The following is a 25624-nucleotide window of genomic DNA, read 5'->3' on the forward strand; positions in this document are numbered from 1 at the left end:
ATAAAGATTATTATCGAGAAAAAGACAGGCTGAATATCGAATTAAAATGTGAAAACAAGGTTCACTTTTCTCTTTTCAATTGAACATTATTTGCACTTTAATTCGCATTGACAATCGCGTTCCGGATTGTTATTTTTTACATCCTTCTCAAGTTCTCAGCTTGAGATATTTACCTGCCGCTGACAGTTGACTTGCCCGGTCTTGTCGGCGGCTTTTTCATACAACAATAATGATAATACCTATCTCTCTGTCGCTGCAACAAAAAAAGATTCCACTTATGTCTTATCTGACCTCTTTATGTCTTATTTTTGGTATTTTTTTTCGAAATGTAGTTTTTTATTTAAGTTCTGAATGGGAAGCAAAATGAATCAACTCGTCAATCAAAACGGTCAAATTATTCCGCTCACTTCACTAACAGAGTGGGAAGAAAAGCGCGCGAAAATACTCCGAGCAACGCAGAAAATAATGGGTCCTTTACCGGAAGACGAGAAGCGATGTCCCCTCGCTGTGGATATCGCAGAAGAAGTGGATTGCGGGACGTATATCAGGCGAATGATCACCTACGCCGCAGAACCCGGCGACCGTGCACGGGCGTATCTATTAATCCCAAAACAGGCGTTGGATGGTCATGAATGTCCAGCCGTCTTGTGTCCACACCCAACGCATGCGACATTGGGATACAAAACCGTCGTGGGACTGGGCGACCGCCCCAATCGGGCTTATGCCAGCGAATTGGCCGAACGCGGCTTTGTCACCATCGCACCGTCCTATCCCATGCTCGCGGAATATTGGCCCGATATATTCGGTCTGGGCTATGAAAGCGGAACCATGAAGGCGATATGGGACAATATCCGGGCGATTGATCTGCTGGAAACACTGCCGTATGTAAAGCGGGGACCCGTCGGAGCAATCGGGCACTCTCTGGGCGGGCATAACTCGGTCTATACCGCTGTTTTTGAACCGCGCATCGGCGTTGTGGTATCGAGTTGTGGACTGGATTCTTACATAGACTACAAAGACGGAAATCTCGCTGGATGGACACAGGATCGGTATATGCCCAAATTGAAAAATTACGTCCATCGGCTGTGGGATATACCCTTTGATTTTCACGACTTAATCGCGGCATTGGCACCCCGACCCTGTTTTATTGCCGCGCCTTTGCGCGACAGCAATTTCAAATGGCAAAGTGTAGATGCCGTTGTCAACGCAGCCTCGCGCGTGTACGAACTTTACGATGCAACAGAAAATCTGATTGTCGAACACCCCGATTGCGAACACGATTTTCCCAACGCCATGCGCGAACAGGCGTATCAATTATTTGAAAAACACCTTGGATAACTCGAGAGACCCATGCAAAGCAAAGTCGCTGTCCTCCGCACATCGCCGCGTACCGTTTTTGAAGACTACCAACGCCTGCTCAATCATGCGGATTAACAAAATATAAATGCCAAAGAGGTCGACAACTCGCTCAAAAACAATATTTCCAGGAACTTCTTTTTCACCGGATGTTCCACAACACCGTGGCAACTCGACGGTGTTATTCGCGCCATGAAACGGGATGGCTACGATCCCGACCTCATTCACGGCTGCCACAACCGAACCGTGGTCATCGACGCGCGTTTGGGCGAAAAAGAAAACAAACACCTCCCCGTCATCGAAGCACACGGCTTGAAAAATATACATCTCTACGAAGGCGAAGAATGGATCAACGTACGCGATGCAGTCGGCGACCTCACCGAAAAATTTCTCTGCCTGAACGAAGTCTATCCCAAAGGCTTTCACATTCCCAAACGCTTTATCAATGAAAACATCATCCATTTCCCCACCGTCAAAACCCACGTCTTTACCACCACCACAGGCGCCATGAAAAATGCCTTTGGCGGCCTGCTCAACGAACGTCGCCACTGGACGCATCCCGTCATACACGAAACCCTCGTCGATCTGCTCATGATTCAAAAGAAAATCCACCGCGGTGTCTTTGCAGTCATGGACGGCACCTTTGCAGGCGATGGCCCCGGTCCGCGCTGTATGATCCCCCACACCAAAAACGTCATCCTCGCCAGTGCCGACCAGGTCGCCATTGACGCAGTCGCCGCCAAAATGATGGGCTTTGATCCACTTTCAATCAAATACATCCGCATGGCACACGACCTGGGCCTGGGATGCGGAGATCCTTCCCAAATCGAAATTGCGGGTGATTTGAACGCCGCAGAAGAGAATTGGGACTTTGTTGGCCCGTACAAAAAAATGACCTTTGCCTCTAAAATGCAGCACAAGATCTACTGGGGGAGCCTCAAAAAACCCATCGAATGGTCGCTCAAAACCATCCTCGCACCCTGGGCTTATATGGCTTCGGTGCTCTACCACGACAGTTTCTGGTATCCTTTTCATGCTAAAAATAAAATGCAAGATGTACTAAACAGCGACTGGGGCCGCCTCTTCCGCAACTGGGAACACCTCACCCCCAACGCACAGGGCTTTCCCGACGTAGGCGACACCTCTGCAAAACTCAAAAAAACGAACCTGCAAGCCCTGAGGGATTCATTCGGCATCTTGCGCGATTGTATTGTCGAAGCCCCCGAATTCATCCAGTCGCGCAAAAGAGAAAACACCCTGCACACCCATGACCGAAAACATTAACCGCTTATTCCGCGACAAATTGCCGGAACAGCGCATTGCAAAAATCGAACCGCTCTCTGAAACTCGGGCGCACACAGTCTGGAAAGTCACGACTGACCACTCGGTATTTGCTGTAAAACACCACCTCTTTGCATCGCTCACCCGCGGCAAACCATATCACTTGCTCGCCGTTGAACAAAAAGTCACGAACCATCTCCTCGCCAATGGCGCCCCGGTCCCCCGCATCATAGCGACCGACCACGACCTGGTCATCTACGAATGGTGCGGCAATCACACCCTCGACGACATCTGCCAGACCACTGACCCCAGCCCATTCACGCACAGCGTCATCAATACCCTTTGCGCCCTTGAAAAAGCCTTTTGCAAACACAGCGCCAAATTCATCCCGCACATTGCGCCCGGATGTAGCGCGGATGAATTGCGAAAACAGTGGCATAGCACCACCCAATCACTCACAGAAACGCTTCCATCACTCGTACGCGACCCAAATGCCTCAGATCTTCCATCAACCTGGGAAACCCTCGTAAACGAACTCATCCACGCACCGCCAGTAATCGGTCCCACCGACTACAACGCCCGCAACATCGCGTGTCCAAATCCAGAAACAGCAACAGTTCTCGAACTCGCCAAAATTGGCTATGACTGGCCCGAACGCCGCCTGGTACAATACACGACATCGCTCGGCGCGCACAATCCCCGCGGTCGCATCATTGCACTTCTCACACCATCGTTTGCGCAATACTACGCACATCTCGCATCAAAATTGTACTCGACCCCGATCAAAACCATCCTCCTGCGCCTCGATGCACATCACCTCATCTATCACCTGTTCGCAGCCCATATATGCCTGACAACGCCACACTGGCAAAATATCAAAACCCGCCTGGCACAACACAAAAGTCATATATCCCAGCCCCTGTCCGACCACCCCCTGGTGAACAAATTCCGCGCGTATTTTTAAAAAATAAAGGCGATCCCATTTCCTGGGACCGCCATTCCTATCCGTACAACATACCCTGCACCTACGCGATATCTATCACCCGCTCAAAAATTGCCCGCGTCTGTGCCATATCGTTCTTCAAAACATCTTCAAACACCTCAGCCGTATCAAACCCCATCGCCCGTGCCACTGCTGCCAACGCGCGGTCTTCGGTGGGCAAATGGGTACGTGCCTGCTCGTCCTGGCGCCTGATCACTTTTTCTACAGTACGCAAAAACACATACGCTTGCTGGAGACGTTGTGCATCTTCTACCTCCAAAAATCCGCCCTCTACCAATCTTCTCAGTGCCTCAAGCGTATTGGCACTGCGCAACTCCGGATGATCTTTGGCGAACTTCAACTGCAAAATTTGTACAATAAACTCAATATCTACAATCCCCCCCGCATCTGTTTTAATACTCACCACCTTACGGGATCTTTGCCCATTTTTGCGCTCCATCTTCTTGCGAATATCCAGCATCGTGGCAACTTCCTCATCCGAAAACCGGCTACCCACAATAAAAGGCTCAAACAAATTCAGCAACTTTTCTCCCAAAACTGGATCGCCAGCGACGACCCGGCTGCGAGACAATGCCATGCGCTCCCACGTTGACGCGCGCGTCTCCAAATAGCGACTATAAGATTCCAGAGACAGTGCCAGAAGCCCGCTCGCCCCCTCGGGACGCAACCGCGGATCCACCGGATAGAGCTTACCCTGAGGGGTATTCTGCTCCAGCATCGCGATCATCTGCTGTGACAGATCGATAAAAAATTGCAAATTCCCCTGCGGCCTTGCGCCATCTGTTTCGCCATCTTCACCATATACAAATACGATATCCAGATCCGAACCGAAACTCAATTCGTCCCCACCCATCTTGCCCAGACCCAGCACCACAAACCCGACCTCCTCACCGCTGTGATTGCGCGGTACCCCGCGCTTTTCGACTAACCGCGCATAAACCACCTCATAAACCACCTGCACAACCACATCGGCCAACATCGTCAGCGCCTCAAATGTTTCAAACGAATCGGTCAAGCCCACGAGATCGCGCGTACCAAAGCGCAGCAACTCGCGATGTTTTATCCTGTTTAGAACACTCACCAATTCGGACGTATCGCCATACTGCTCAACCTGTGCGCGAAACTGTTCTCGCAAAGCGTCCACACCCGGACTGAGATGCAAAACCTCTGCTTCCGGATCCAGATACAAAACCTCTGGGCGAACCAGCCAATCGAGCAATCCGGGATTGCGCCTTATCACCTGAACCAGAAATTGGCTGCCCACACACAGTGACAACATCAGTTGGCGAAACCCCTGATTGGATGCCAAAATGCGGAAAAACATATCGCCCGCGCCATAAGCAGACACCAGACTCTCCAGATTGCTCAACCCCTGATCGGGATCGGCGGACTCCTGAAGTGCCTGCATCAATGCCGGTGCCAATTCTGTAAAGCTCTGACGCGCTCGCGTGCCCCGAATCCGCGGCACATGCCCAAAAGCCAGATAAATGAGATTGCGATGCGCCTCGCCCGGCCGATCAAACCCAATCTCTTCTAACAACCCGCTGGCTTCTGCATCGCCTATTTCCATATTTACCAGCGCGCCTATAGAACGACCCTCGCTCTCGTGCGCCTCCGTAAAGATCTGGGCATACACCTCCTGTACAGCCTTCAAATGGACATCCAGTATTTTGCGATACGCCCCAGCAGATTCCATATCCATTGTGCGCGCCAATATGCGCTGTTCATCCTCTCCTTCGGGCAGCGAATAATCACTGCGATTGTGCATCATCTGCAAGCGGTGTTCCAAACGCCTGAAAAATACATAAGCATCCCTTAGCTGATCGGCTTCCTTACCCGACAGCGCAGATACACGCTGCAACTGCCGGATAGCCTCGAGCGTATTATCCGACCTCGCATTCTCGTGTATGCGCCCCACCAGCAATTGCAAACACTGCACAATAAACTCGATATCCCTGATACCACCCGAGCGCAACTTCAAATGCGTCTCGCGCTGCCCCTTGCTTCCAATCTGATCTTCTATACGCGCCTTAACGCGGTTGATCTCCGTTGCCGGGCTGGTATCAAAATAGCGCGGATAAACAAAGGGCTGTACCATCTTCAAAAATCGCTGCCCCAGGGCTTCAGACCCGGCACAACAACGGGCTTTGATCAGCATCTGCCGCTCCCACAACTCGCCCCGCCGCATATAGTAGCCCTCATATCCGGCAAGGGGCATCACGAGCGCGCCAGCCGCGCCATCGGGACGCAGGCGCATATCCATGCGATACAAAAACCCCTCGGGCGTCACCTCTGTTGCCGCACGCACAATTTGCTCACACAATCGGGTGAAAAATTCCTGATTGGTCACAGACCGTTCACCATCCGTATTGCCCTCGGCGCTATAGACAAACATCAAATCGATATCCGAACTAAAATTGAGTTCCATACCGCCCAACTTGCCCAACCCAAAAATCGCAAACGCCACAGGCTGTCCATCGCCATTTCGCGGCATGCCATAACGCACTTGCAGGTCGGGCAACAAAATATCAATCAACTTTTGCAAACACACATCTGCCAAAATAGACAAATCAGCCGCAACATATTGAATGGCGCGCCCACCGGCCAGATCGCCTACGCCAATACGCAACAACTCGCGTCGCGCAACCCGCCGAACAGCATTGAGCTTGTCTTCGCGCGTATCCACAGCCTCGACAGCCCGTTCAAAAGACGCCAGCAATTGTTCTTTATCACACGATTGTGCAATGCGATCCGGAGCACCTGTCAACCAGTCAAAGGTATCGGGGTCGCGCACCAGCATATCAGCCATAAAAGGGCTACCACCCAAAACGCACAACAACATGCGCCACAACTCGGGCTGTTCTTTGAGCGTGTGCAAAAATGACGCGTGATGCGCGATGCGCACAAAATTATGCAGCGCCATATCGGGGTCGGGCGCATCGACCAACGCCTGAAAAAAATCATCGGGAAGTTGACCATCAGCCTCTGAGCCAGCCAACTCTTCGAGATTTTGCAACGCGCGTTCAACATCTCGAAATCCCGCCTGTGCAAGCGCGTCTTTTGTGCCGGGTGTGTCAAAATCAAAAATATCCATAACGAACCTCAAGCTATAACGCCGCTTCTCCTGTCTCTCGCGTGCGAATGCGGATCGCTTGTTCAACAGTACTCACAAAAATCTTCCCATCGCCGACTTCGCCCGTGGTGGCAGCTTCCAGGATAGCTTCAATCGCCTTTTCCAACTCATCGTCAGCGACCACCAGTTCAATTTTGAGTTTTGGCAAAAAATCCACGTGATATTCGCTGCCTCTGTAAAACTCCCGATGCCCTCGCTGGCGGCCAAACCCCCGGTATTCGCCAACTGACATCCCCACCAATCCCAATTCGGTGAGTGCTTCCTTTACTTCATCCAGCTTAAACGGCTTGATATACGCCTCAATTTTTTTCATTACAACCTCCCAAACGCAATGTTGACACAGAACAAAAAAACCTATATCCTGTGCCCATTCAAAAATCACCACCAATACGCGAAAAAGGAACCGCTATGCCTGTTACGAGACTATCGGAAACCACAGCCGAAGAATTTCCCTGGGGCACCCTCAACTGGCTCATGGGCCAGGCCATTGACCCCGATGCCAAACAGACCTTTGGCATGGCCGTCATTCAACCCGGACAGCAGAATCCACCGCATTACCATCCCAACTGCGAAGAAATCCTCTACGTCGTCTCCGGAACATGCGAACACACGTACGGCGACGACAGCTATCAGCTCAAACCGGGCGATAGCATTCGAGTTCCCGCTGGCGTGATCCACCACGCGATCAACAACGGCGACGAGCCGCTGCGCGCAATCATCTCCTTTTCATCGGGCGACCGTCAAACCGTATTTCTCGAATAGGCGAACAATGACTATTCGCGCCATCATCTTCGACATGGACGGTACGCTCACAGAATCGTACATCAACTGGCCGGAATTGCGATCAAAAATCAATTGCCCCCCCGAAAAAACCATCATCCAACACATCGACAACTTACCCGCAAAACAACGCAAACAGGCCAATGACATCCTTCTCGAAAAAGAATGGGAGGCAGCACAACACGCCGCCATTCGCGCTGGTGCAACAGAACTAATCGACGCACTACGAGCGCGCAAGTACAAACTCGGCCTGGTCACCAACAACCACGGCGCCGCCATGCACCGTGTGATCAATCGACTCAATCGCGTCTTTGACATCGCCCTCAGCCGAGACGACGGTCCCATAAAGCCCAGCCCTTACCTCATCCACAAAACACTCCAGGCCCTCGACACTTCCCCAAACGAAGCCATAAGTATTGGCGACAGCCGCTACGACCTAATGGCCAGTGCCGCCGCCCGCGTGCGCTGTATTCACTTCACCGATGGCGCATCCGACCTCACGCACGATCTCCAGGTCGCGTCACTACCTGCGATCATACCGCTCCTGGATCGGCTTTAACAGACGCCAACCTTTCTGCACACAATCGGATGCGCGCCAGAGCCTTTTCGATATTTTCCACAGAATTCGCGTAAGAAAACCGCAAATACCCCTCGCCGTATTCCCCAAAGTCCGACCCCGCCAGACACGCTACGTGTCCCTCATTCAAAATCATATCCGCGACATCCGCAGACGACTTGCCCAATCCCATAATATTTGGAAACGCGTAAAAAGCCCCCTCGGGCATCGGGCATGTAATCCCCTCAATCGCATTCAAACCCTCAACAATAATCGCACGCCGTTTGCGAAACGCATCCATCATATCCCCAACTGCATCCTGCGGACCCTTCAACGCAGCCACAGCCGCCATTTGCGTAAACGCAGCCGTACACGAATTGCTATTAACCATCAGCCTGTCAAAATGCGGCACGAGATTTATCGGCATCACCCCATAACCAATGCGCCAGCCCGTCATCGCATACGTCTTGGAAAACCCATCGAGAATAATCAACAAATCGGCAATACCCTCACACGCCGAAATGCTGTGAAACGCATCGCCATAGACCATCCGGGAATAAATCTCATCGGACAACACGGGAATCTGGTGCTCGACCGCCACCTCGGCAATCGCCTTCAAATCGCCTTCTGGAATCACGCCGCCCGTGGGATTTTGCGGTGAATTTAGAATAATCAGCTTTGTGCGCTCCGTCACCAGATCGCGCAATTGATCCGCATCCAGGCTAAACCCGCGATCCTCCGTCAAAGGCACAGGCACGGGTTGCGCACCTGCAAAGCGAATCACCGACTCGTAAATCGGAAAACCCGGATTCGGATAAATCACCTCATCACCCTGCTCTGCCAATGCGAGAATAGAATAAAACATAATCGGCTTGGCACCGGGTGTCACCACCACCTGGTCGGGATGCACGTCAATCTGCCGCGTTGTCGAAATCTCTTCCGCTATTGCCTCGCGCAACTCGGGCAATCCCACGGGCGGACCGTAATGCGTAAACCCATCTGACAGCGCTCTTTGCCCCGCCTCGACAATATGCGCGGGCGTATCAAAATCCGGCTCGCCAATTTCCAAATGCACCACATCGTGCCCCATCGCCTCCAGCGCGCGCGCCTTTACCAGCACCTCAAAAGCAGACTCTGTACCCAACAGCGACATGCGATTTGCAATATTCATCATCTCACCTCACGCCTTACTTGATAACAATTGCGTGTGCAACTTCGGGACCGTGAACCCCCAGCGTCAGCCGCATTTCAATATCTGCAGTTCGGCTCGGTCCAGAAATAAAAGTCGCCGTTGCATTTTCGGGATGATCCAGATAAAACTGGCGCAACGGCTCAGCCGCATCCCTCAAATTCTCCAGCAACGTACTCGCCCTAAAAATACCGATATGTACGCGGGGCAAAGTCGAAACAAGACGCACGGCATCATCCAGAGCAAACTCGACGAGACTTCCCGACTCAGCCACAGCAAAAACCGCCCAGGACACTCCCGCCTCGACAGCGTCAATCGCGTGGGGCAATTCAGAACTGTCAAAAGGCGGCACGCGCACATCAATCCCCGCATCCACACACGCGCGTTCAACAGCATCGTCCAACCCATCGGGCAACTCGGCAAACACAACCCGCTCACAACCCACCTCCCTGAGCACACTGACCACAATGGGCGCAACCGCATCAGCATCCTCAGCCACATGCGCCACCCCGGACAAAGACGCGTACTTCTCAACAAAAGCATCAATCAATTCATCACTCATAATCCACCTATCAATTGAGAATTAAAAATTGTCCCCGCCCCCAATTCGCGTTTTAATTTTCATTCAGGGGACATTTATTGCAACGCTTTATCGAAGTATCAAAGAGCACTCAAATTAATGTGAAATACCTTTCCACGCAAGTACACATACGGAGTACACCACTACTTTACCCTTTACCCTTTGAACTCTCCACTTTATCTTTACTCCATTCCGCACTTACTATCCATTGTTCACTGGAAACTACCATGCACTCTCCAATACGCATCGCACAAATCGGCCTTGGGCCACTCGGCCAGATGCTCACCCCTTATCTGGTAAAACGATCGGGCATTGAAATCGTCAGTGCCATTGACATTGACCCATCCAAAACAAATCGCGACTTGGGCGAAGTGAGCCAATGCGCCCGCCCCCTCGGCATAGCCATCACCGATGATCTCGACAGGGGATTGGCCGACGCAGACCTCGCCGTAGTGACAACCGTATCAGAACTCCAGCGCATCGCCCCCACATTAAAAGAAATTATCGACCAGGGTGTCAACATCGTCTCAACCTGCGAAGAACTGTCTTATCCCTGGACAACACAACCCGAATTATCCGCAACCATCGACACCTGGGCAAAAGAACGCGACGTCTCAGTCCTCGGAACCGGCATCAACCCCGGCTTTCTCATGGACTTCTTGCCCACAGCGGCCACCGGCGTGTGTCACACCGTGCAATCCATTCGCATAGAACGCACCCAGGACGCCTCTGCGCGCCGCCTCCCCTTTCAGCAAAAAATAGGAGCGGGACTCACCGTTGAAGAATTTCAAAACCTCGTCGCCCAACAAAAAATCCGACACGTCGGCCTCACCGAATCCATGCACATGATCGCGGCGCGATTGGGATGGCAACTCGACCACACCGAAGACATCGTAGAACCCGTTCTCGCAGAACCGGGACATTGTGCAGGCGTACTGCAAACGGGACGGGGATACCACAACGGACGGGAAGTCCTCACCCTCATCTTCAAAGCCGCCGTCGGACAACTAATACACAATGGCGAATCCATCGAATCCCAGGAGCACATCCAGATCAATGGCACGCCCGCTTACGACCTCATCATACCCGGCGGCATCAACGGCGACATCGCCACCTGTGCAGTCATCGCCAATGCTATCCCAATAGTCGCATCTGCCGCACCCGGACTGCGCACCATGATCGACATCCCCCCACTCTCCTGCGCCCAGGAAATCCCCGAGGGATAAATGCCACCTGTTCTAAGCGACTTTGACCTGCACCTGCACAGCGAAGGCAATCACCATCACATCTACGATTGCCTCGGCGCACACCCCACAGAAAAAGGCGTACATTTTGCCGTGTGGGCGCCCAATGCTCAGCGCGTAAGCGTGGTTGGCGACTTCAACGCCTGGAATGGATGCCAGCACCCCATGCAAAACAGAGGCAGCACGGGTATATGGGAACTACTCATCCCCGACCTGACGCCCGGCACCCTCTACAAATACGAAATCAAAACCCAAAACGGCGATATCTTCACCAAAAGCGACCCCTATGCCTTCTGTATGGAACACCGCCCGCGCACAGCCTCTGTCGTGTACCAGCCCGACGACGCCCTGTGGACCGATGCCGAATGGCTACAAACCCGCCAGCAAAGAGACCCATACACAGACCCAATCGCCATATACGAAGTACACCTCGGATCATGGCGGCGCAACCCGCACGAAAACAACCGACCGCTCACCTATCGCGAACTCGCGCATGAACTCGTCGAATACGTCCTCGAAATGGGCTACACCCACATCGAACTCCTCCCCATCATGGAACACCCCTTAGACGAATCCTGGGGATATCAGATCACGGGCTATTACGCGCCAACCAGCCGTTTTGGCACGCCAGACGATTTCAAATACCTCGTCAACCATTGCCACATCCACGACATAGGCGTCATCCTCGACTGGGTACCCGCACACTTCCCAACAGACGCACATGGACTCGCACAATTCGACGGCTCAGCCCTGTACGAACACGCCGATCCCCGGCAAGGCACACACCCCGATTGGGACACCTTAATCTTCAACTACGGACGCAATGAAGTACGCAATTTTCTGATCGCCAATGCCCTCTTCTGGATCGAAAAATATCACATCGATGGCTTGCGCGTCGATGCCGTTGCATCCATGCTCTACCTCGATTACTCGCGCAAAGAACGCGAATGGATCCCCAACCAATATGGCGGCAGAGAAAATTTAGACGCCATCGCCTTTATGCACCAGCTCAACACCCTCATCCACGAAAAATTCCCGGGCGTCTTGATGATCGCCGAAGAATCGACCTCCTGGCCCGGCGTCTCTCGCCCCGTTTATCTGGGTGGCCTCGGATTTGGATTCAAATGGAACATGGGCTGGATGAACGACACCCTGTCCTACATCTCCAAAGAACCCATCCACCGCAAATACCATCACGACAACCTCACCTTTGGCCTCGTCTATGCCTTCCACGAAAACTTTATCCTCGTACTCTCCCACGACGAAGTAGTTCACGGCAAACGCGCCCTCATCGACAAAATGCCCGGCGACCGCTGGCAAAAATTTGCCAATCTGCGCGCCTTTTATGCTTTTCAATACGCCCATCCCGGCAAAAAGTTGCTCTTTATGGGCAGCGAACTCGGCCAATGGCAAGAGTGGAACTCACAGGAAAGCGTCCACTGGCACCTCCTCGCAGAACCCGACCACGCGGACCTGAAGCGCTTTGTAAGAGACCTCAACACCCTCTACCGGGGAGAACCAGCACTCTACGAACGGGATTTTGAACCCGAAGGCTTTGAATGGATCTCGCTCCACGACGCCTCCAACAGCGTCCTATCCTTCCTGCGCCGCGCGCGATCACACGATACCCCTCTGATCTTTGCCTGCAACTTTACCCCCGTCCCAAGGGAAAACTACCGCATAGGCGTACCCACCCCGGGCACCTACCGCGAACTCATCAACAGCGACTCAGAACGCTACGGCGGCAGCAACATGGGCAACCTCGGCACCGTCCACACCGAACCCATCGCAAGTCACGGACATCCGCAATCCCTGCAAATCACCCTCCCCCCACTCGCCGCTGTCATGTTCAAACCCGAGTAAAAAGCAAAAAAATGGGACCTGACCTTCAAAGATCAAGTCCCAAACATTTTATATCGCCCTGTTTTTACTCACTCCGCAGGGAATCCACGAGATTAGCACCCGCAGTTCTAACTGCCTGCCAACCCACCGTCAGCAGAGCAATGATTAGCGTCAGCATCCCACTCAAAATGAAAAACCCGATACTCAGGTCAATGCGATAGGCGAAGTTGTGGAGCCAACCGCTCATCGCGTAATAAGCGACAGGCCAGGCAAGGAGATTTGCCAGAATAACGGGCTTTACAAAATCCTTTGTAAACAGCAGCACAATATTCGCGACTGATGCCCCCAACACCTTCCGAATCCCCACCTCTTTCGTGCGCTGTTCCGCTATATAAGAGGCCAGACCAAACAGACCAAGACACGCGATACAAATAGCCAGCGCCGTCAAACCGCCAAGCATCTTGCCGCGCTGTTCATCTGCGCGATACTGGCGTTCAAAATAATCGTCTAAAAAAGCGTATTCAAATGGAGAATACGGAACATAAGTCTCCCACTTCTCCTTCAAAAAATTCAGCGCATCCGAACTCCGATTGGGACGGACCCTGACCAAAAGATAATTACCGCCACTCGGCAAAATATGCAAAAACATCGGTTCAATCTGCTGATAAAGAGATTGAACGTGAAAATCCTTCACCACGCCTATGACAGTACGAGGTCGGCTATCCCGAAATATCAGCACCAATTCCTTACCAATAGCCTCTTTGGGCGAACTCCAGCCAAAATGCACAACCGCTGTTTCGTTTACAACAACCGCTTCAGATTCGTCGGTCGTGAAATCTTTAGAAAAATCCCTTCCCTCAATTATCTCGATTCCAAGAGTTTTTATAAAATCGTGATCAACCGCATAGCCCGGCACCTGCATTTCACCCTGGACACCTTCCGGATGCACCGACCGTCTGATAAGTGGAAATACCGTTGATCGCGTTGGCACAGGTACATGAGATGATAGCGTGCAACTCAGGAGATCGGGACTCTGTAAAAAGTCGGCCTTAATTGACTCGTATTTTGCACGGAGACCTCGCTGTCTGCTGAAAAGCGGCATAGAAATAACGTTCGCCCTTTCAAACCCCAGATCCTTATCTTTCACATACGCCATTTGCGCGTAAATAACGCTTGTCCCTGTGATCAGCGCGATTGAAATAGCAAATTGGACAACCACGAGCAGTTGCCTGATACGCGAAGTCTGCAAACCCGCATGCCGCGCCCCCTTTAACACCGTCACAGGTTGAAATGCAGAGAGAAAAAACGCCGGATAACTCCCGGCAACAATACCCGTAACAAGCGCGACACCAGCCAAACCCAGTATCGCAGAGATACTGGTGTATTCAACGACCAATTGTTGACCGATCAAACGATTAAAAAAAGGCAGAGAAAGTTCGACAAGAGAGACCGCAAACAAAAGCGCAATAAATGCCAGCAGTGCAGACTCACCTATAAATTGCCGAATCAATTGCAAGCGATAGGCTCCTACAACCTTTCTTATACCCACCTCCTTCGCACGCGCGGCAGAGCGCGCCGTCGAAAGATTCATAAAATTGATACAGGCGATCAAAAGCACGAAACAGGCGAGTGCGGCGAAGATATAGACGTGAACAATATCGCTATTCGGCTCGATCTCGTGACTCAAATGCGAGTAGAGATGGATTCTCGTAATAGGCTGCAAGAAAAATCTCACACCCATTCCGCGCGCTGCCAGTGCCTCCCCCATGTATTTTTTCACAAACGCGGGGAACTTATCCTCAAGCTCTTGGGGCGAATATCCCTTCGGAAGAAGCACATAGGTATAAAGCACCGGATTTGACAACCAATTCTTCAGAATAGCACCTGTCCCGCTCTCATGTAAACTCTCATATGAAGCCAGAATTTCGAATCTAAAATGAGAATTGCGCGGAATTTCCCGTATAATCCCGGTCACTGTGTAATGCTGCTGCACGACCGGCGTTACAAATGTGAGAACCTGACCCATAGGATCTTTTGTACCGAAATACTTGCGTGCCGCCTTCTCAGTAAGAACCACAGAATACGGCGCCTGAAGTGCCGTATGTCGGTCTCCCTCAATCATGGGAAAATCAAAAACATCAAAAACCGATGCATCCCCAAAAAAGATCGGCTCTTGAAAGCGGTTATTCTCATGAAAGATCACAGATGACCCACGCCCGAACTTGACGGTCTGGACAACCTCGGGAAATTCGACTCGTAAGGCAGGAGCCAATGGCTGCTGGGAAGTCGCCGTTGGCATAGCCTGTCCATCTGCAGCTATTCGCTCATGTGCAACCCTGTAAATCCGATCTGCCTTTTCATGATACGTATCATAACTGAGTTCAAACCTGACAAAACTCAAAATCAAGACACAAGTCGCTATACCAATCGCCAATCCCGCTATATTGACAAATGAGTAAACCTTTTGCCGAAACAGATTGCGCAAAGCGACGGTCAGATAATTTCTTAACATGGCCTCCCCTTTTTAAAATTGAATCAGCCTCTTCAACATAGACTTAGACAAGATGTTTTTTCTAAGGTTTCTAAAAAATCTTCTCATCCAGACCAATCTCGGGCTGCAATCCAACTTTTTTTACCGCAAAGTCCTTGTGTACTCAAAGGCTGTGTTTTATACTGTGCTTCAACCTGACGAGACTCCAATCTAACCGCACAAAAACAAAAGAGGCCGCGATGAACAACACCGCCACAATACACACCCGTGCATGGGCGGGTGATGAAGCCCTCACCCTCACCTTTCCCGAAGGCTGGACAGTCGAAACCTTTGGTCCACAGGAATGTCCTCAAGTCACCGCAGACCAGATCCAGACCGCCTTTGACAACCCCATCGGCACACCACGGATATCAGAACTCGCCAGAGGAAAAAACAGCGCCGCAATCATCGTAGATGACCTGAGCCGTCCCACACCCGCTGCCGAACTCATCCCCTATGTCCTCAAAGAACTCGAAACAGCCAGCATCCCTAAAAACCAAATCCGCTTTGTCGTAGGTGGGGGATCTCACCGTCCAATCGACGCGGAAGAAATCGACAAAAAAGTGGGCGCTGATATCGCCCGCGCATATCAAGTCACGAATCACTATTTCATGGGCGGAGACCTGCGCGCCCTGGGCAGCCTGGACAGCGGCCTACCCATTTACATCGACAGAGTTGTCGCAGATGCCGACCTCAAGCTCTGCGTTGGCGGCATCTATCCCCACGCCAACGTGGGATTTGGCGGCGGTGCCAAACTCATCTTGCCAGGCGTCTCGGGCTTTGCCACCATGTTCTACTTTCACACCTTTTACGCAAATCGGGGACACGCCAATATTGAACGACAGGGCGACGAACCCGACCATCGAGACGCCGCCGAAGCAGTCGCCAAAGTCCTGGGCCTCGATGCCGTCGTCAACGTAACACTCAACCGCAAACGCCAGATCACCGGTGTATTTGTGGGCGACTTCATCCAGGCGCAACGCACCGGCGCCCGATTCGCACTAAAAACCTACGCAACCCGGACACCCGAAACAGAACCTGACCTCGTCATAGCCAACGCCTATCCGCTCGACTACGACCCCGTACAAACCGCCAAAGCACTCTGGCCGCTTCGGCTCTTCAAAAACGCGTACAAAGTCGCCATCAATCCCGCCACCGATGGAATATGCCATCACGGACTGTACGACGAAATAGACTACGCGCGGTTTTGCAAACAGCAATCCCAACAGCCCCAGCAAGAACTCCCCGAACCCAAAATTGAAGGCCCGCACCAGACCCTGATGTGGTCTGAAAACTTCCCGGTTGACGAATTTTACAAACGCAATCCCGACGGCATTCTCTTCCGCGATTGGGACACACTCCGCAACCAACTCATTGAAAAATTGCCCGATAATGCCCGCGTCGCCGTTTTTCCAAATGCGGCCATTCAAATTTCCGAAAAATAAGGATCAAAAACGCAGAATTTTACTTTTTTTAACGCGCCTATCATGCTATATTGAGCCGATGCAATTATGAAAAAAATCACGCAAGAGAACGGGGTGACGTAGGGACCGGGGGAGATCCTTGCCAATCCCTTGTTCTCTTGCGTTATTATATTGGAGGACGCCATGCTGACACAGGAACAAATCGACTTCTACCACGAAAACGGATACCTCAAATGCGAAGCGCTATTTACCCCAGAAGAAACCGCCGAACTCGGCTCGGAAATGGTGCGCATCATCGAAAATTGGGGCAATGAAACCATTGGCTGGCGGGGACCGTGGCGCGACCGATACCTGCCCGAAGACGAACGCCTCAACACCAAAGCCGTCTTCATGCACAATCCCCAATTCTACTCCGCAACCTGGGGGCGCGCCATCTTTAACGAACGACTCGTCGGCTGCGTGGAAGACCTGATCCGCGACACAGTACAGTGGCACCACACCGTCCTCCATGCCAAACCGCCAGAACTCGGCACGCCTTTTCCCATGCACCAGGACTATCCCTTTTATCCGCACGACGGCCCCGACTTTGTCGATTGCTTGCTTCACCTGGACGACACCCCAATAGAAAGCGGGTGCTTGCGCGTGGTACCCGGCAGCCATAAAAAAGGTCCGCTCGTCCACGTCCTGGGTCCAGACACCTCTCCTCATCTGCCGCCAGACGATTACCACCCCGACAAAATCGACTCCATCCTGATCCCGGCAAAAGCCGGAGACGTCATCTTCTTTAGCTATCAGATCATTCACTGGTCCGATTGCAACCGCACCGACGAATGGCGAAAATCCGTTCGCTTCGGCTACCACAGCACCCAAATGCAACCCGTGGGCCGCGCAGAAGACGACCCCTATCGCATCGACCCCAACAACATTTTGGAACGCAAAGACAGCACCATTGTGTCCGGCTTTAGAATGAATGACGTGAATTAAAGTATGAACAAACCCAACATCATCATCGTACTCGCCGACGACATGGGCTATGGTGATTCCAGTGCGTACGGGGGCTGGATCCACACGCCCGCAATGGAAAAAATGGCCCGCGAAGGGCTTAAATTCACCGACTTTCACTCCAGCGGCGCGGTTTGCAGCCCCACGCGCGCCGGACTACTCACCGGACGCTATCAACAGCGCGCAGGCGTGCCCAAAGTGATCGGTGCCGATCCCAACAGCGCCGACCACTATGTGGGATTGTACCCCTCTGAAATCACCTTTCCCAAACTACTCAAACAAGCTGGCTACACCTCTGCCATCTTTGGCAAATGGCACCTCGGGTACGACAAAAAATTCAATCCCATACACCACGACTTTGATCGCTTTCGCGGATATGTAAGCGGCAACATCGACTACATCTCGCACTACGACCGCATGGAAGTGTACGACTGGTGGGAGGGCCTCGAACACATCGAAGAAGAAGGCTATACCACACACCTCATCACCCAGCATTCCGTACAATTCATCAAAGACCACAAAGACACGCCCTTTTGCCTCTACGTTGCACACGAAGCCGTACACACCCCATTGCAGGGACCTGACGACCCCGCCATTCGCGGCCCTGAAAAAGCGGACTTTCATCCCGACGACCCCCGAGAAACCTATTGCCAGATGATGAAAGCCATGGACGATAGCCTGGCCGAAATCATGGGCACAGTCCGAGAACTCGGCATTGAGGAAAACACCCTCGTCTTCTTCTTTTCCGACAACGGCGGCACCCGTCAAAACCCCGAATCCAACGCTCCGTTGCGCGGGAACAAAGGCACCGTATGGGAAGGCGGCCACCGCGTCCCCGCCATTGCATGGTGGCCCGGAACAATTGCCCCCAACAGCGTCACCGACCAACTCGCCATCAGCATCGACCTCTTTCCCACCATGTGCGACCTCGCTCAAACATCCGCGCCCGACAATCACTTTGATGGCATCAGCCTCAAATCCACCCTCCTGGGCGAAAATGAACCGGATGCCCGACAATTATTCTGGAATGGTCTTGCCATGCGCGACGACAAGTACAAACTCGTAATCGACAAAGGCACGCCGCATCTCTTCGACCTATCCCAGGACATATCGGAAAGCAACGACCTCGCATCGCAACAACCCGACCGCGTCCAGCAAATGTGCCATGCAATCGATGCCTGGAAACGAGACGTAGCCGATGGCGCAACGCCTCAACCTGAACACGATGCAAAAGCGATACAGTGACAGTGGTCGCGGTGTAGATGGCGTATTGACTTATTGCGAGAGTCAGCGTTATATTTCACTATCTCAAAATTTTCGCCCTGCAAAAAGAGGTAATAACGCTATGTCCCAAGAACGACTCGGCAACCGGCTGCGCCTTCCGAGCCTATCGATAAAGGGATTTCGGGGGATTGACGAGCTTACCATTGATCGGTTGGGCCGCGTAACCCTGATCGCCGGAAAGAATAGCGTCGGCAAAACGACCGTCTTAGATGCCATCCAGATTTATGCGGCACGTGGTCATTATGATATTCTGTCTCAACTATTAACAAGCTGCCAAGAAGTCTCTATCGCTACCCTCTCGGATGTCAACGATCAAAGAAGATTTGTACCCGATTTTCCTGCCCTATTTCACGGACGCGATGTGTCGGAATGTGCCCGCATCGAAATTGGCCCGAAAAACGACACAGACCAACTCAGGATAGAGGAGAGTTTGCCGATCGAAAGGCAGGCTTATCAAATCGAAAAATATCTATCTCGGTCTGTTGCAAGAGGCTACACGCAAGTATTCCGTGTCGTCTTTCAAGACACAGAACAGATACTTCCCTGGATACTACCTATCCAGGGATCGGATGCGGCCAGAACCGTAGAACGTTATAGCGTTAGCGCGTGCTTATACTTAGAGAGGTTATTGGACGAAGCTAAATGGTCGTCTCCAATAGGATGTCAATTTTTGGGACCGGGCCTGTTGAGCGACGAAGAAATTGTACGATCCTGGAATGCCATTGCGCTAACAGAAGATGAGGACCGAGCGGTGCAAGCCCTGAGACTGATCTTCGGCAACGATCTGGAGCGCGTCGCGGTGCGCCGAGATGAAATATCATCTGGAAAAGAATATGTCCAGCGGGTGGTAGCAAGACTCCGAGGTCAAGCCCGTCCAGTCCCTTTGCAAAGTCTTGGCGATGGGGCACTGCACCTATCTGGCGTCGCTCTGGCACTGACCAATAGCCGCGACGGTTTCTTGCTCATCGATGAAGCGGAAAATGGCATTCACCATTCCGTACAGCGCGATTACTGGCGCATGGTATTCGAGACCGCAGAGGCAAACAACGTACAGGTTTTGGCGACAACGCACAGCTTTGACTGTCTGCGCGGCTTTGCACAAGCGATGACCGACTGCGAGGATATTGATGGTGCGCTCGTGCGCCTTGAGCGAGAGAATGGAACCCTTCGTGCGGTTGAGTATTCGGAACGCAATATCAAAGCCGCTGCAAAGCAACGCATTGATATTGAGATGAGGTAGGTGGATGGAGAATAATGACCGCGTTCTTCTCGTTGAAGGGACAGATGACGAGCATGTCGTCAGACATCTTCGCCTTAGACATCAAGCAATGCCACAATTCAGTATTCAGAACAAAGAAGGCATAGAAAAACTTCTCGACGACATTGGTCTGGAAATTTTAGCTCCTGGGCGCAAAGCCATCGGCATCATTGTAGATGCGAATGACGATTTGGACGCCCGCTGGAATGCTGTAGCAAATAGGCTTCGAAAAGAGAGCATTGAAGTGCCCAGCAGTCCAGAACCAACCGGCACGATTATATCCAGTACCCCTCGCGTCGGCTTATGGTTCATGCCCGACAACACATCGCCCGGCGAACTCGAAAATTTTGTCTCCGAAATGATTCCCGACGACGATCCGATATGGCCGCGGTCCCAGCACTACATTGACGACATTCCAGAGACGGACCGAAAATTTACCGAAAAAAAGATATTGCGAGCCAAGGTCCACGCATGGTTAGCGACCCGAGAGGACCCCAGGCCGATGGGCACCGCCATTCGCGCAGGTGATTTGCAAATAGATGGCACACTCAGCACAACATTCGCAAAGTGGCTACAGCAGCTATTCGAATGAACAAATTTTCGCTTTGCGTCTTCTTTTTTGTGATTTGATTTTTTAAACAAAAGGTGGATTAATGCTTGGACTACACCTGCTGGACTTTGCCACGCTCGCCATTTATTTAATCGGCATCATGATTGCCGGCCTATGGGTCGCCCGCAAAATCAAAAATACGGGCGACTATTTTATGGGTGGGCGCAGCTTTGGCAAAACATTTATGATCATGCACGCCTTTGGCACCGGCACCCACACCGACCAGGCCGTAACTGTAGCAGGTGCCTCCTACAAATTGGGCATGGCGGGGATATGGTATCAATGGCTCTACTTATTCGCCACCCCCTTCTACTGGCTCATCGCGCCAATATGGCGAAGGCTGCGCTACCTCACCATAGCGGACTTCTTTGAAGATCGGTTCAGCAACTCGCTCGGTTATTTCTACGCCCTCTATGGCCTGCTCTACTTTGCCATACAAATAGGCATCATGCTCCTGGGCACCGGCAAAACAGCCAGTGCCATGACCGGCGGCGCGATCTCTCCTGAAATCGCCATCGGTGTGATGACCGTCCTCTTCCTCTCCTACGGTCTATTAGGCGGCCTGCCCGCAGCCATCATCACCGACTTTATCCAGGGCATCTTCATCATCGTCCTCTCCTTTCTCCTCGTCCCCTTTGTCATCGACGGCGTCGGCGGCTTCACCGGCCTTCACCAGCAAGTACCCATTGAAAAATTCAGCCTCGAAGCCCCCGGCGATCCCCCGGCCGGATACGACCGCATCACGCCCTTCTTCATCGTCATGGTCGTCATCAACGCCCTCGTCGGCATCATTGCCCAACCCCACCACATGGAAATTGGCGGTGCGGGCAAAACCGAACGCGAAGCCCGCGTGGGATTCACATACGGCAACATGATCAAACGCCTCTGCACCGTAGCCTGGGCATTTACCGGCGTAGCCTGCATTGCCCTTTATCCCAACATCGACGACCCCGAACACGCTTTTGGGCTCGCCTCGCGCGACCTCTTGCCCATCGGCCTCGTCGGCATCATGCTCGCCTCGATGATCGCCGCAGTAATGTCCACCTGCGACTCATTCATGGTCGATGGCGCCGCTCTCTTTGTCGAAAACTTTTACAAACCCCTCTTCAAGCCCGAAGCCGACGACAAACACTACCTCACCACAGGTCGTATCGTCGCCCTCATACTCGTCATATTCGGCATAATCATCGCGCTCTATTTCACCTCTGTCGTCGCAATTATTCGCCTCTCCTGGTCGCTCGTGGCATTCTTTGGAATTGCATTCTGGGGAGGAATTCTCTGGCGCAGATGCAATGCGCCCGGCGCCTGGGCGGGCCTGGTCGTCTCGGCATTTTTATTCGCCATATCCGGTCAAACAATCATCAATTTGGAAAGCCTGGGCATCTACATTGGCGGCCTCGACTGGGAATTGCCCTATCGCTACGTACTCTACATCGCCGGCGGTTTTGCCGCACTCATCATCGTCAGCAAACTCACCAAACCGCAAGACAAAGAGCGACTCGACCGCTTTTACACCTTGCTCCACACGCCTGTGGGACAAGAGCACAAATTGCGCGAAGCCGGCATAAAAGTTGTTATGGAGTAAGGAGTCGTCATGCGCCTCATAGCCATATTGCTTATCGCCGCACTCTATACGAGTTTGGGAGCTACAGACCCTGCACTGCATATAGAAATCGACCGCAGCGAAACGCAAACCCTCCCCAAAAGCCTCTATGGCTTCAACACGAACATGATGAGCGGTGACTACGGTTATCTCGACTCTAACTTCGTCGCGCTCACAAAAGACCTGCAACCCCAGATACTGCGTTTTCCCGGAGGCACAATCGGCAATTTTTACCACTGGAAAATAGCTGGGTTTATCCAGAGTGAAATGAGTTCAACCGGCAGCGAGCAACTCAACAGACGAAACAGAGGCAATTTTGTCAGACTGAGAAAAAGGAGAAATGGGAGACTCGCATTTGACGACTTCATGCAAATGTGCAACGCGCTAAAAATAACGCCCATCGTAGTCGTCAACCTGTGGACGGGAAGCCCGGAAGAAAGTGCCGGATGGGTCCAATACGCAAAAAACAAGGAATACGAGATCGCGTATTGGGAACTCGGCAATGAGCATTATCTACCGTGGTACGCGGAAAAATATCCCTCTGCGGAAACCTATATCGCACAAGCCAAAAAACATGCACAGGCGATGAAAGCCGTTGACCCAACCATAAAAGTCTCGGTCTGTGCAAGCCCGGTAGCCTTCCACAAGAACGGCTTTGAAAAAAACGTGGATCAACGCAAATGGGACAGTGCATTGGCGGCTGCAGATCAATTTTACGACGCCTATACCGTTCACGTCTATGCTTATCGGACCGCTCGAAAAAAAGAAATTGAGGAATATCGGGGCTATCTCTTTGGTTGGATCCACTGCGATATCGATGACGCCATGGACTACTATGAAAAATTATTCCCCAACGTGGAAATGTGGATAACAGAATGGAATATCGCCAATCCCGCAAACCGGGTCGCCAACACACAATTGCACGCCATGTACACGGGCGACTTCTTCCTAAAAATGCTCACATACCCGCGCATTACCCATGCAAATTTTCACGTACTTGCCGGTCCCGGCAAAGGATTCCCCACATTCTCCCCAATCGCACCCCCATCGCCGAGAACCAATTGGAAATACGGAGGTGAACCAGAGGCGGACTTTGGAAAAACAATCCGGCGCGCCACCTACTATCCCCTTCAGTTAATCGGAGAAGCATTCGCGGAATCGGACACAAAATTCTCCCTCGCCATCCAAAATCCACCCATCCTCAATGGACAGCTCGAATACGAGGGAAAACAAATACCGGGTATCCAGGCACAGGCAGTCGGAAGTGCCGCGCACCTTTTTGTACTCATTAGCAACCGCACAGCAGACGACCTATCGCCGGACCTCACCATCGACGGCAAAAAATATGAAGGCACGCTCACATATCGCTACGTAGCCCATGAAAGACTCAATGCATCAAATGGCGGAAATGCGGAAATGGAAGGCGCGGGCAAAATAGAAGTCGCAATCCGCGAATGGTCTGGTGCTTGCAATAATCTCTTGATTCCCAAAAACAGTTTTGGCATTTTAGTGTTATCGCTCAACTAATTCCGAGGAGGCTATCGTGTTTGGCCTTGAAATTCGCAAACCATCCAGAGAAACAGTCATAGGATTCATCGTCACCTGGATCTGTGTAATCGGCATCATCTTTCTCACACTTGCCCTCGTCCGCATCGGTGCGTAAAGGACTTATCCCATGATCAGAAAATACCGCCCTGAAGACCTCGACGCCCTCAAAGAAATCACCGTTATCTGTTTTGATGGGGTATCAATCGACCAGAACATCGAAAAAAACTTCGGTCAATTTGCCGACACAGATTGGAAAGCACGCAAAGCCAAACACATAGACGCGGACGTCGCAGCCAATGCCGATGGCATCTTCGTTTGGGAAGAAGAAGGCAAAGTCGCGGCCTACATCACCACGCGCATCGACCATGAAAGCAAAATAGGCGGCATACCCAACCTCGCCGTCTTGCCCGAATACCAGGGCAAAGGAATCGGCAAAGCATTGATGACAGCCGCCTTTGACTATTTTGAAGAACAGGGCATGGCCGTGGCAAAAATCGAAACCCTCGACCAAAACCCCGTTGGACAGAACTTTTATCCGCGCTCGGGCTTTACCGCAGTCGCCCAACAAATCCACTACGCAATGCCAATGAAAGACCGCAAAGTGTAGCTCTTTACTCATCCCTCCACACCGTTGGAAAGTGTTCCCCCCGCAAAATTGCGCCATCTTCCACAGTTACAAATTCCTTCATCACGTGATTGCCACTCGCATCGTAATACGTATCCTGCGTCATATAGTGAATCGCAATCGCGCGCCGAGGTCGCTTGCTGCGATTATCGTGCGAACCGTGCCAGGTCAGAGCGTGGTGATAATGCACCTCGCCCTTTTTCACCGGTCGGCGCACCACCGATATGGACTGGCCTTCAAACTCTGACGGCATCGCGTCAAAATCCTTTACCTCCCGCACAAACGCAATCTGATTGCCCCATTTGTGCGAACCCGGCACCATACTCATACACCCATTTTTCACATCCACATCGTCCAATGCCACCCACGCGCTCACCTCGGTCATCGGCCGAATAATCGGCCACAGCGGCGCGTCCTGATGCCAACCGGTCGTCCCCCCAATTTCAGCGGGCTTGTACTGAATCTGATCGTGCCAGATACGCAACTCCGTCGCCCCGGTCAACTGCGCCATTTCTTCCACGATCTTCTCTGAATACATCAAATTCCTGAACGCCTCACTTGCCTCCCAGATATTCACAATCTGCCAGACCGGCGCCGAATCATTACCGCCCAAATTGCGCAACAAAACCGGTTGCGACACATCATCGCGATCTTTATTCTCAATCACCCGGTACAATTCCTCGCGCAACACCTCGACCTGTGCGTCGTCCAGCACCGGACCCCCATTCAAAAACCCATTCTCGTGAAACTCCGCCACTTGCACTTCTGTTAGCATG

The 25624-nt window shown here is 52.1% G+C and carries 20 protein-coding genes and 1 pseudogene; 15 read left to right on the forward strand and 6 right to left on the reverse strand.

The annotated features are described in order from the left end of the window. Window positions 1-363 precede the first annotated feature (363 nt). The 3 genes and pseudogenes from F4Y39_23300 to F4Y39_23310 all read left to right on the forward strand — a co-directional run bounded on the left by F4Y39_23300 (window position 364) and on the right by F4Y39_23310 (window position 3601). On the forward strand, window positions 364-1338 hold the full coding sequence (locus F4Y39_23300; protein MYC16665.1) for an alpha/beta hydrolase: 975 nt from the start codon (window positions 364-366) through the stop codon (window positions 1336-1338). A gap of 12 nt (window positions 1339-1350) precedes the next feature. Further along, window positions 1351-2640, forward strand: a pseudogene (locus F4Y39_23305) (DUF362 domain-containing protein). Beyond that, window positions 2624-3601, forward strand: coding sequence for a hypothetical protein (locus F4Y39_23310; GenBank protein MYC16666.1), 978 nt, complete (start codon window positions 2624-2626; stop codon window positions 3599-3601). The pseudogene F4Y39_23305 and the gene F4Y39_23310 overlap by 17 nt, the downstream one beginning before the upstream one ends. 61 nt (window positions 3602-3662) lie before the next feature. On the opposite strand, the gene glnE is transcribed toward F4Y39_23310, so the two are convergent. Together glnE and F4Y39_23320 are read right to left on the reverse strand one after the other, a co-directional pair. Beyond that, window positions 3663-6734, reverse strand: coding sequence for a bifunctional [glutamate--ammonia ligase]-adenylyl-L-tyrosine phosphorylase/[glutamate--ammonia-ligase] adenylyltransferase (glnE, locus tag F4Y39_23315; protein MYC16667.1), 3072 nt, complete (start codon window positions 6732-6734; stop codon window positions 3663-3665). A 13-nt stretch (window positions 6735-6747) separates the two neighbouring features. Beyond that, window positions 6748-7086, reverse strand: a complete 339-nt coding sequence (locus F4Y39_23320) for a P-II family nitrogen regulator (GenBank protein ID MYC16668.1) — start codon at window positions 7084-7086, stop codon at window positions 6748-6750. Window positions 7087-7181: 95 nt separating this feature from the next. Here F4Y39_23320 and F4Y39_23325 point away from each other — a divergent pair, with 95 nt between their 5' ends. Together F4Y39_23325 and F4Y39_23330 are read left to right on the forward strand one after the other, a co-directional pair. Beyond that, window positions 7182-7535, forward strand: coding sequence for a cupin domain-containing protein (locus tag F4Y39_23325; GenBank protein MYC16669.1), 354 nt, complete (start codon window positions 7182-7184; stop codon window positions 7533-7535). A gap of 7 nt (window positions 7536-7542) precedes the next feature. Then, window positions 7543-8112, forward strand: coding sequence for an HAD-IA family hydrolase (locus F4Y39_23330; protein MYC16670.1), 570 nt, complete (start codon window positions 7543-7545; stop codon window positions 8110-8112). Here the strand turns inward: F4Y39_23330 and F4Y39_23335 are convergent. Beyond that, complete coding sequence (locus tag F4Y39_23335; protein MYC16671.1) at window positions 8087-9280, reverse strand: pyridoxal phosphate-dependent aminotransferase; 1194 nt, start codon at window positions 9278-9280, stop codon at window positions 8087-8089. The two genes, F4Y39_23330 and F4Y39_23335, sit on opposite strands and share 26 nt — an antisense overlap. A 16-nt stretch (window positions 9281-9296) precedes the next feature. Beyond that, window positions 9297-9860: a hypothetical protein gene (locus F4Y39_23340; GenBank protein MYC16672.1), complete on the reverse strand. Its 564-nt coding sequence runs from the start codon at window positions 9858-9860 to the stop codon at window positions 9297-9299. Between the two features lie 245 nt (window positions 9861-10105). Between F4Y39_23340 and F4Y39_23345 the strand changes: the two genes are divergently transcribed. After that, complete coding sequence (locus F4Y39_23345) at window positions 10106-11104, forward strand: dihydrodipicolinate reductase (protein ID MYC16673.1); 999 nt, start codon at window positions 10106-10108, stop codon at window positions 11102-11104. Then, window positions 11105-12985, forward strand: coding sequence for a 1,4-alpha-glucan branching protein GlgB (gene glgB, locus F4Y39_23350; protein MYC16674.1), 1881 nt, complete (start codon window positions 11105-11107; stop codon window positions 12983-12985). 64 nt (window positions 12986-13049) lie between these two features. Here glgB and F4Y39_23355 read toward each other — a convergent pair whose 3' ends face one another. Next, on the reverse strand, window positions 13050-15476 hold the full coding sequence (locus tag F4Y39_23355; GenBank protein ID MYC16675.1) for an FtsX-like permease family protein: 2427 nt from the start codon (window positions 15474-15476) through the stop codon (window positions 13050-13052). Between the two features lie 218 nt (window positions 15477-15694). On the opposite strand from F4Y39_23355, the gene F4Y39_23360 reads away from it, so the two are divergent. From F4Y39_23360 to F4Y39_23395, 8 genes are all read left to right on the forward strand, one after another. Next, entirely contained in the window at window positions 15695-16939 is a 1245-nt protein-coding gene (locus F4Y39_23360; GenBank protein ID MYC16676.1) for a DUF2088 domain-containing protein, read from the forward strand. Between the two features lie 162 nt (window positions 16940-17101). Next, complete coding sequence (locus tag F4Y39_23365; protein MYC16677.1) at window positions 17102-17902, forward strand: phytanoyl-CoA dioxygenase family protein; 801 nt, start codon at window positions 17102-17104, stop codon at window positions 17900-17902. Between the two features lie 3 nt (window positions 17903-17905). Beyond that, a complete protein-coding gene (locus F4Y39_23370) occupies window positions 17906-19165 on the forward strand; it encodes a sulfatase-like hydrolase/transferase (GenBank protein ID MYC16678.1) in 1260 nt (419 codons plus the stop codon). Next, window positions 19119-20444, forward strand: coding sequence for an AAA family ATPase (locus tag F4Y39_23375; GenBank protein ID MYC16679.1), 1326 nt, complete (start codon window positions 19119-19121; stop codon window positions 20442-20444). The genes F4Y39_23370 and F4Y39_23375 overlap by 47 nt, the downstream gene beginning before the upstream one ends. A 4-nt stretch (window positions 20445-20448) precedes the next feature. After that, a complete protein-coding gene (locus F4Y39_23380; protein MYC16680.1) occupies window positions 20449-21054 on the forward strand; it encodes a hypothetical protein in 606 nt (201 codons plus the stop codon). Window positions 21055-21115: 61 nt separating this feature from the next. Then, window positions 21116-22657: a sodium:solute symporter family protein gene (locus F4Y39_23385; protein MYC16681.1), complete on the forward strand. Its 1542-nt coding sequence runs from the start codon at window positions 21116-21118 to the stop codon at window positions 22655-22657. A gap of 9 nt (window positions 22658-22666) precedes the next feature. Then, window positions 22667-24202, forward strand: a complete 1536-nt coding sequence (locus F4Y39_23390; GenBank protein MYC16682.1) for a hypothetical protein — start codon at window positions 22667-22669, stop codon at window positions 24200-24202. Between the two features lie 148 nt (window positions 24203-24350). Continuing rightward, the gene (locus F4Y39_23395) at window positions 24351-24830 is read left to right on the forward strand and encodes a GNAT family N-acetyltransferase (protein MYC16683.1); all 480 of its coding nucleotides are present in this window, start codon (window positions 24351-24353) and stop codon (window positions 24828-24830) included. Window positions 24831-24834: 4 nt separating this feature from the next. Here F4Y39_23395 and F4Y39_23400 read toward each other — a convergent pair whose 3' ends face one another. Beyond that, a complete protein-coding gene (locus F4Y39_23400; protein ID MYC16684.1) occupies window positions 24835-25623 on the reverse strand; it encodes a phytanoyl-CoA dioxygenase family protein in 789 nt (262 codons plus the stop codon). Window position 25624: the final 1 nt, after the last annotated feature.

The sequence above is a fragment of the Gemmatimonadota bacterium genome, from assembly GCA_009838845.1.
Lineage (GTDB): Bacteria > Latescibacterota > UBA2968 > UBA2968 > UBA2968 > VXRD01.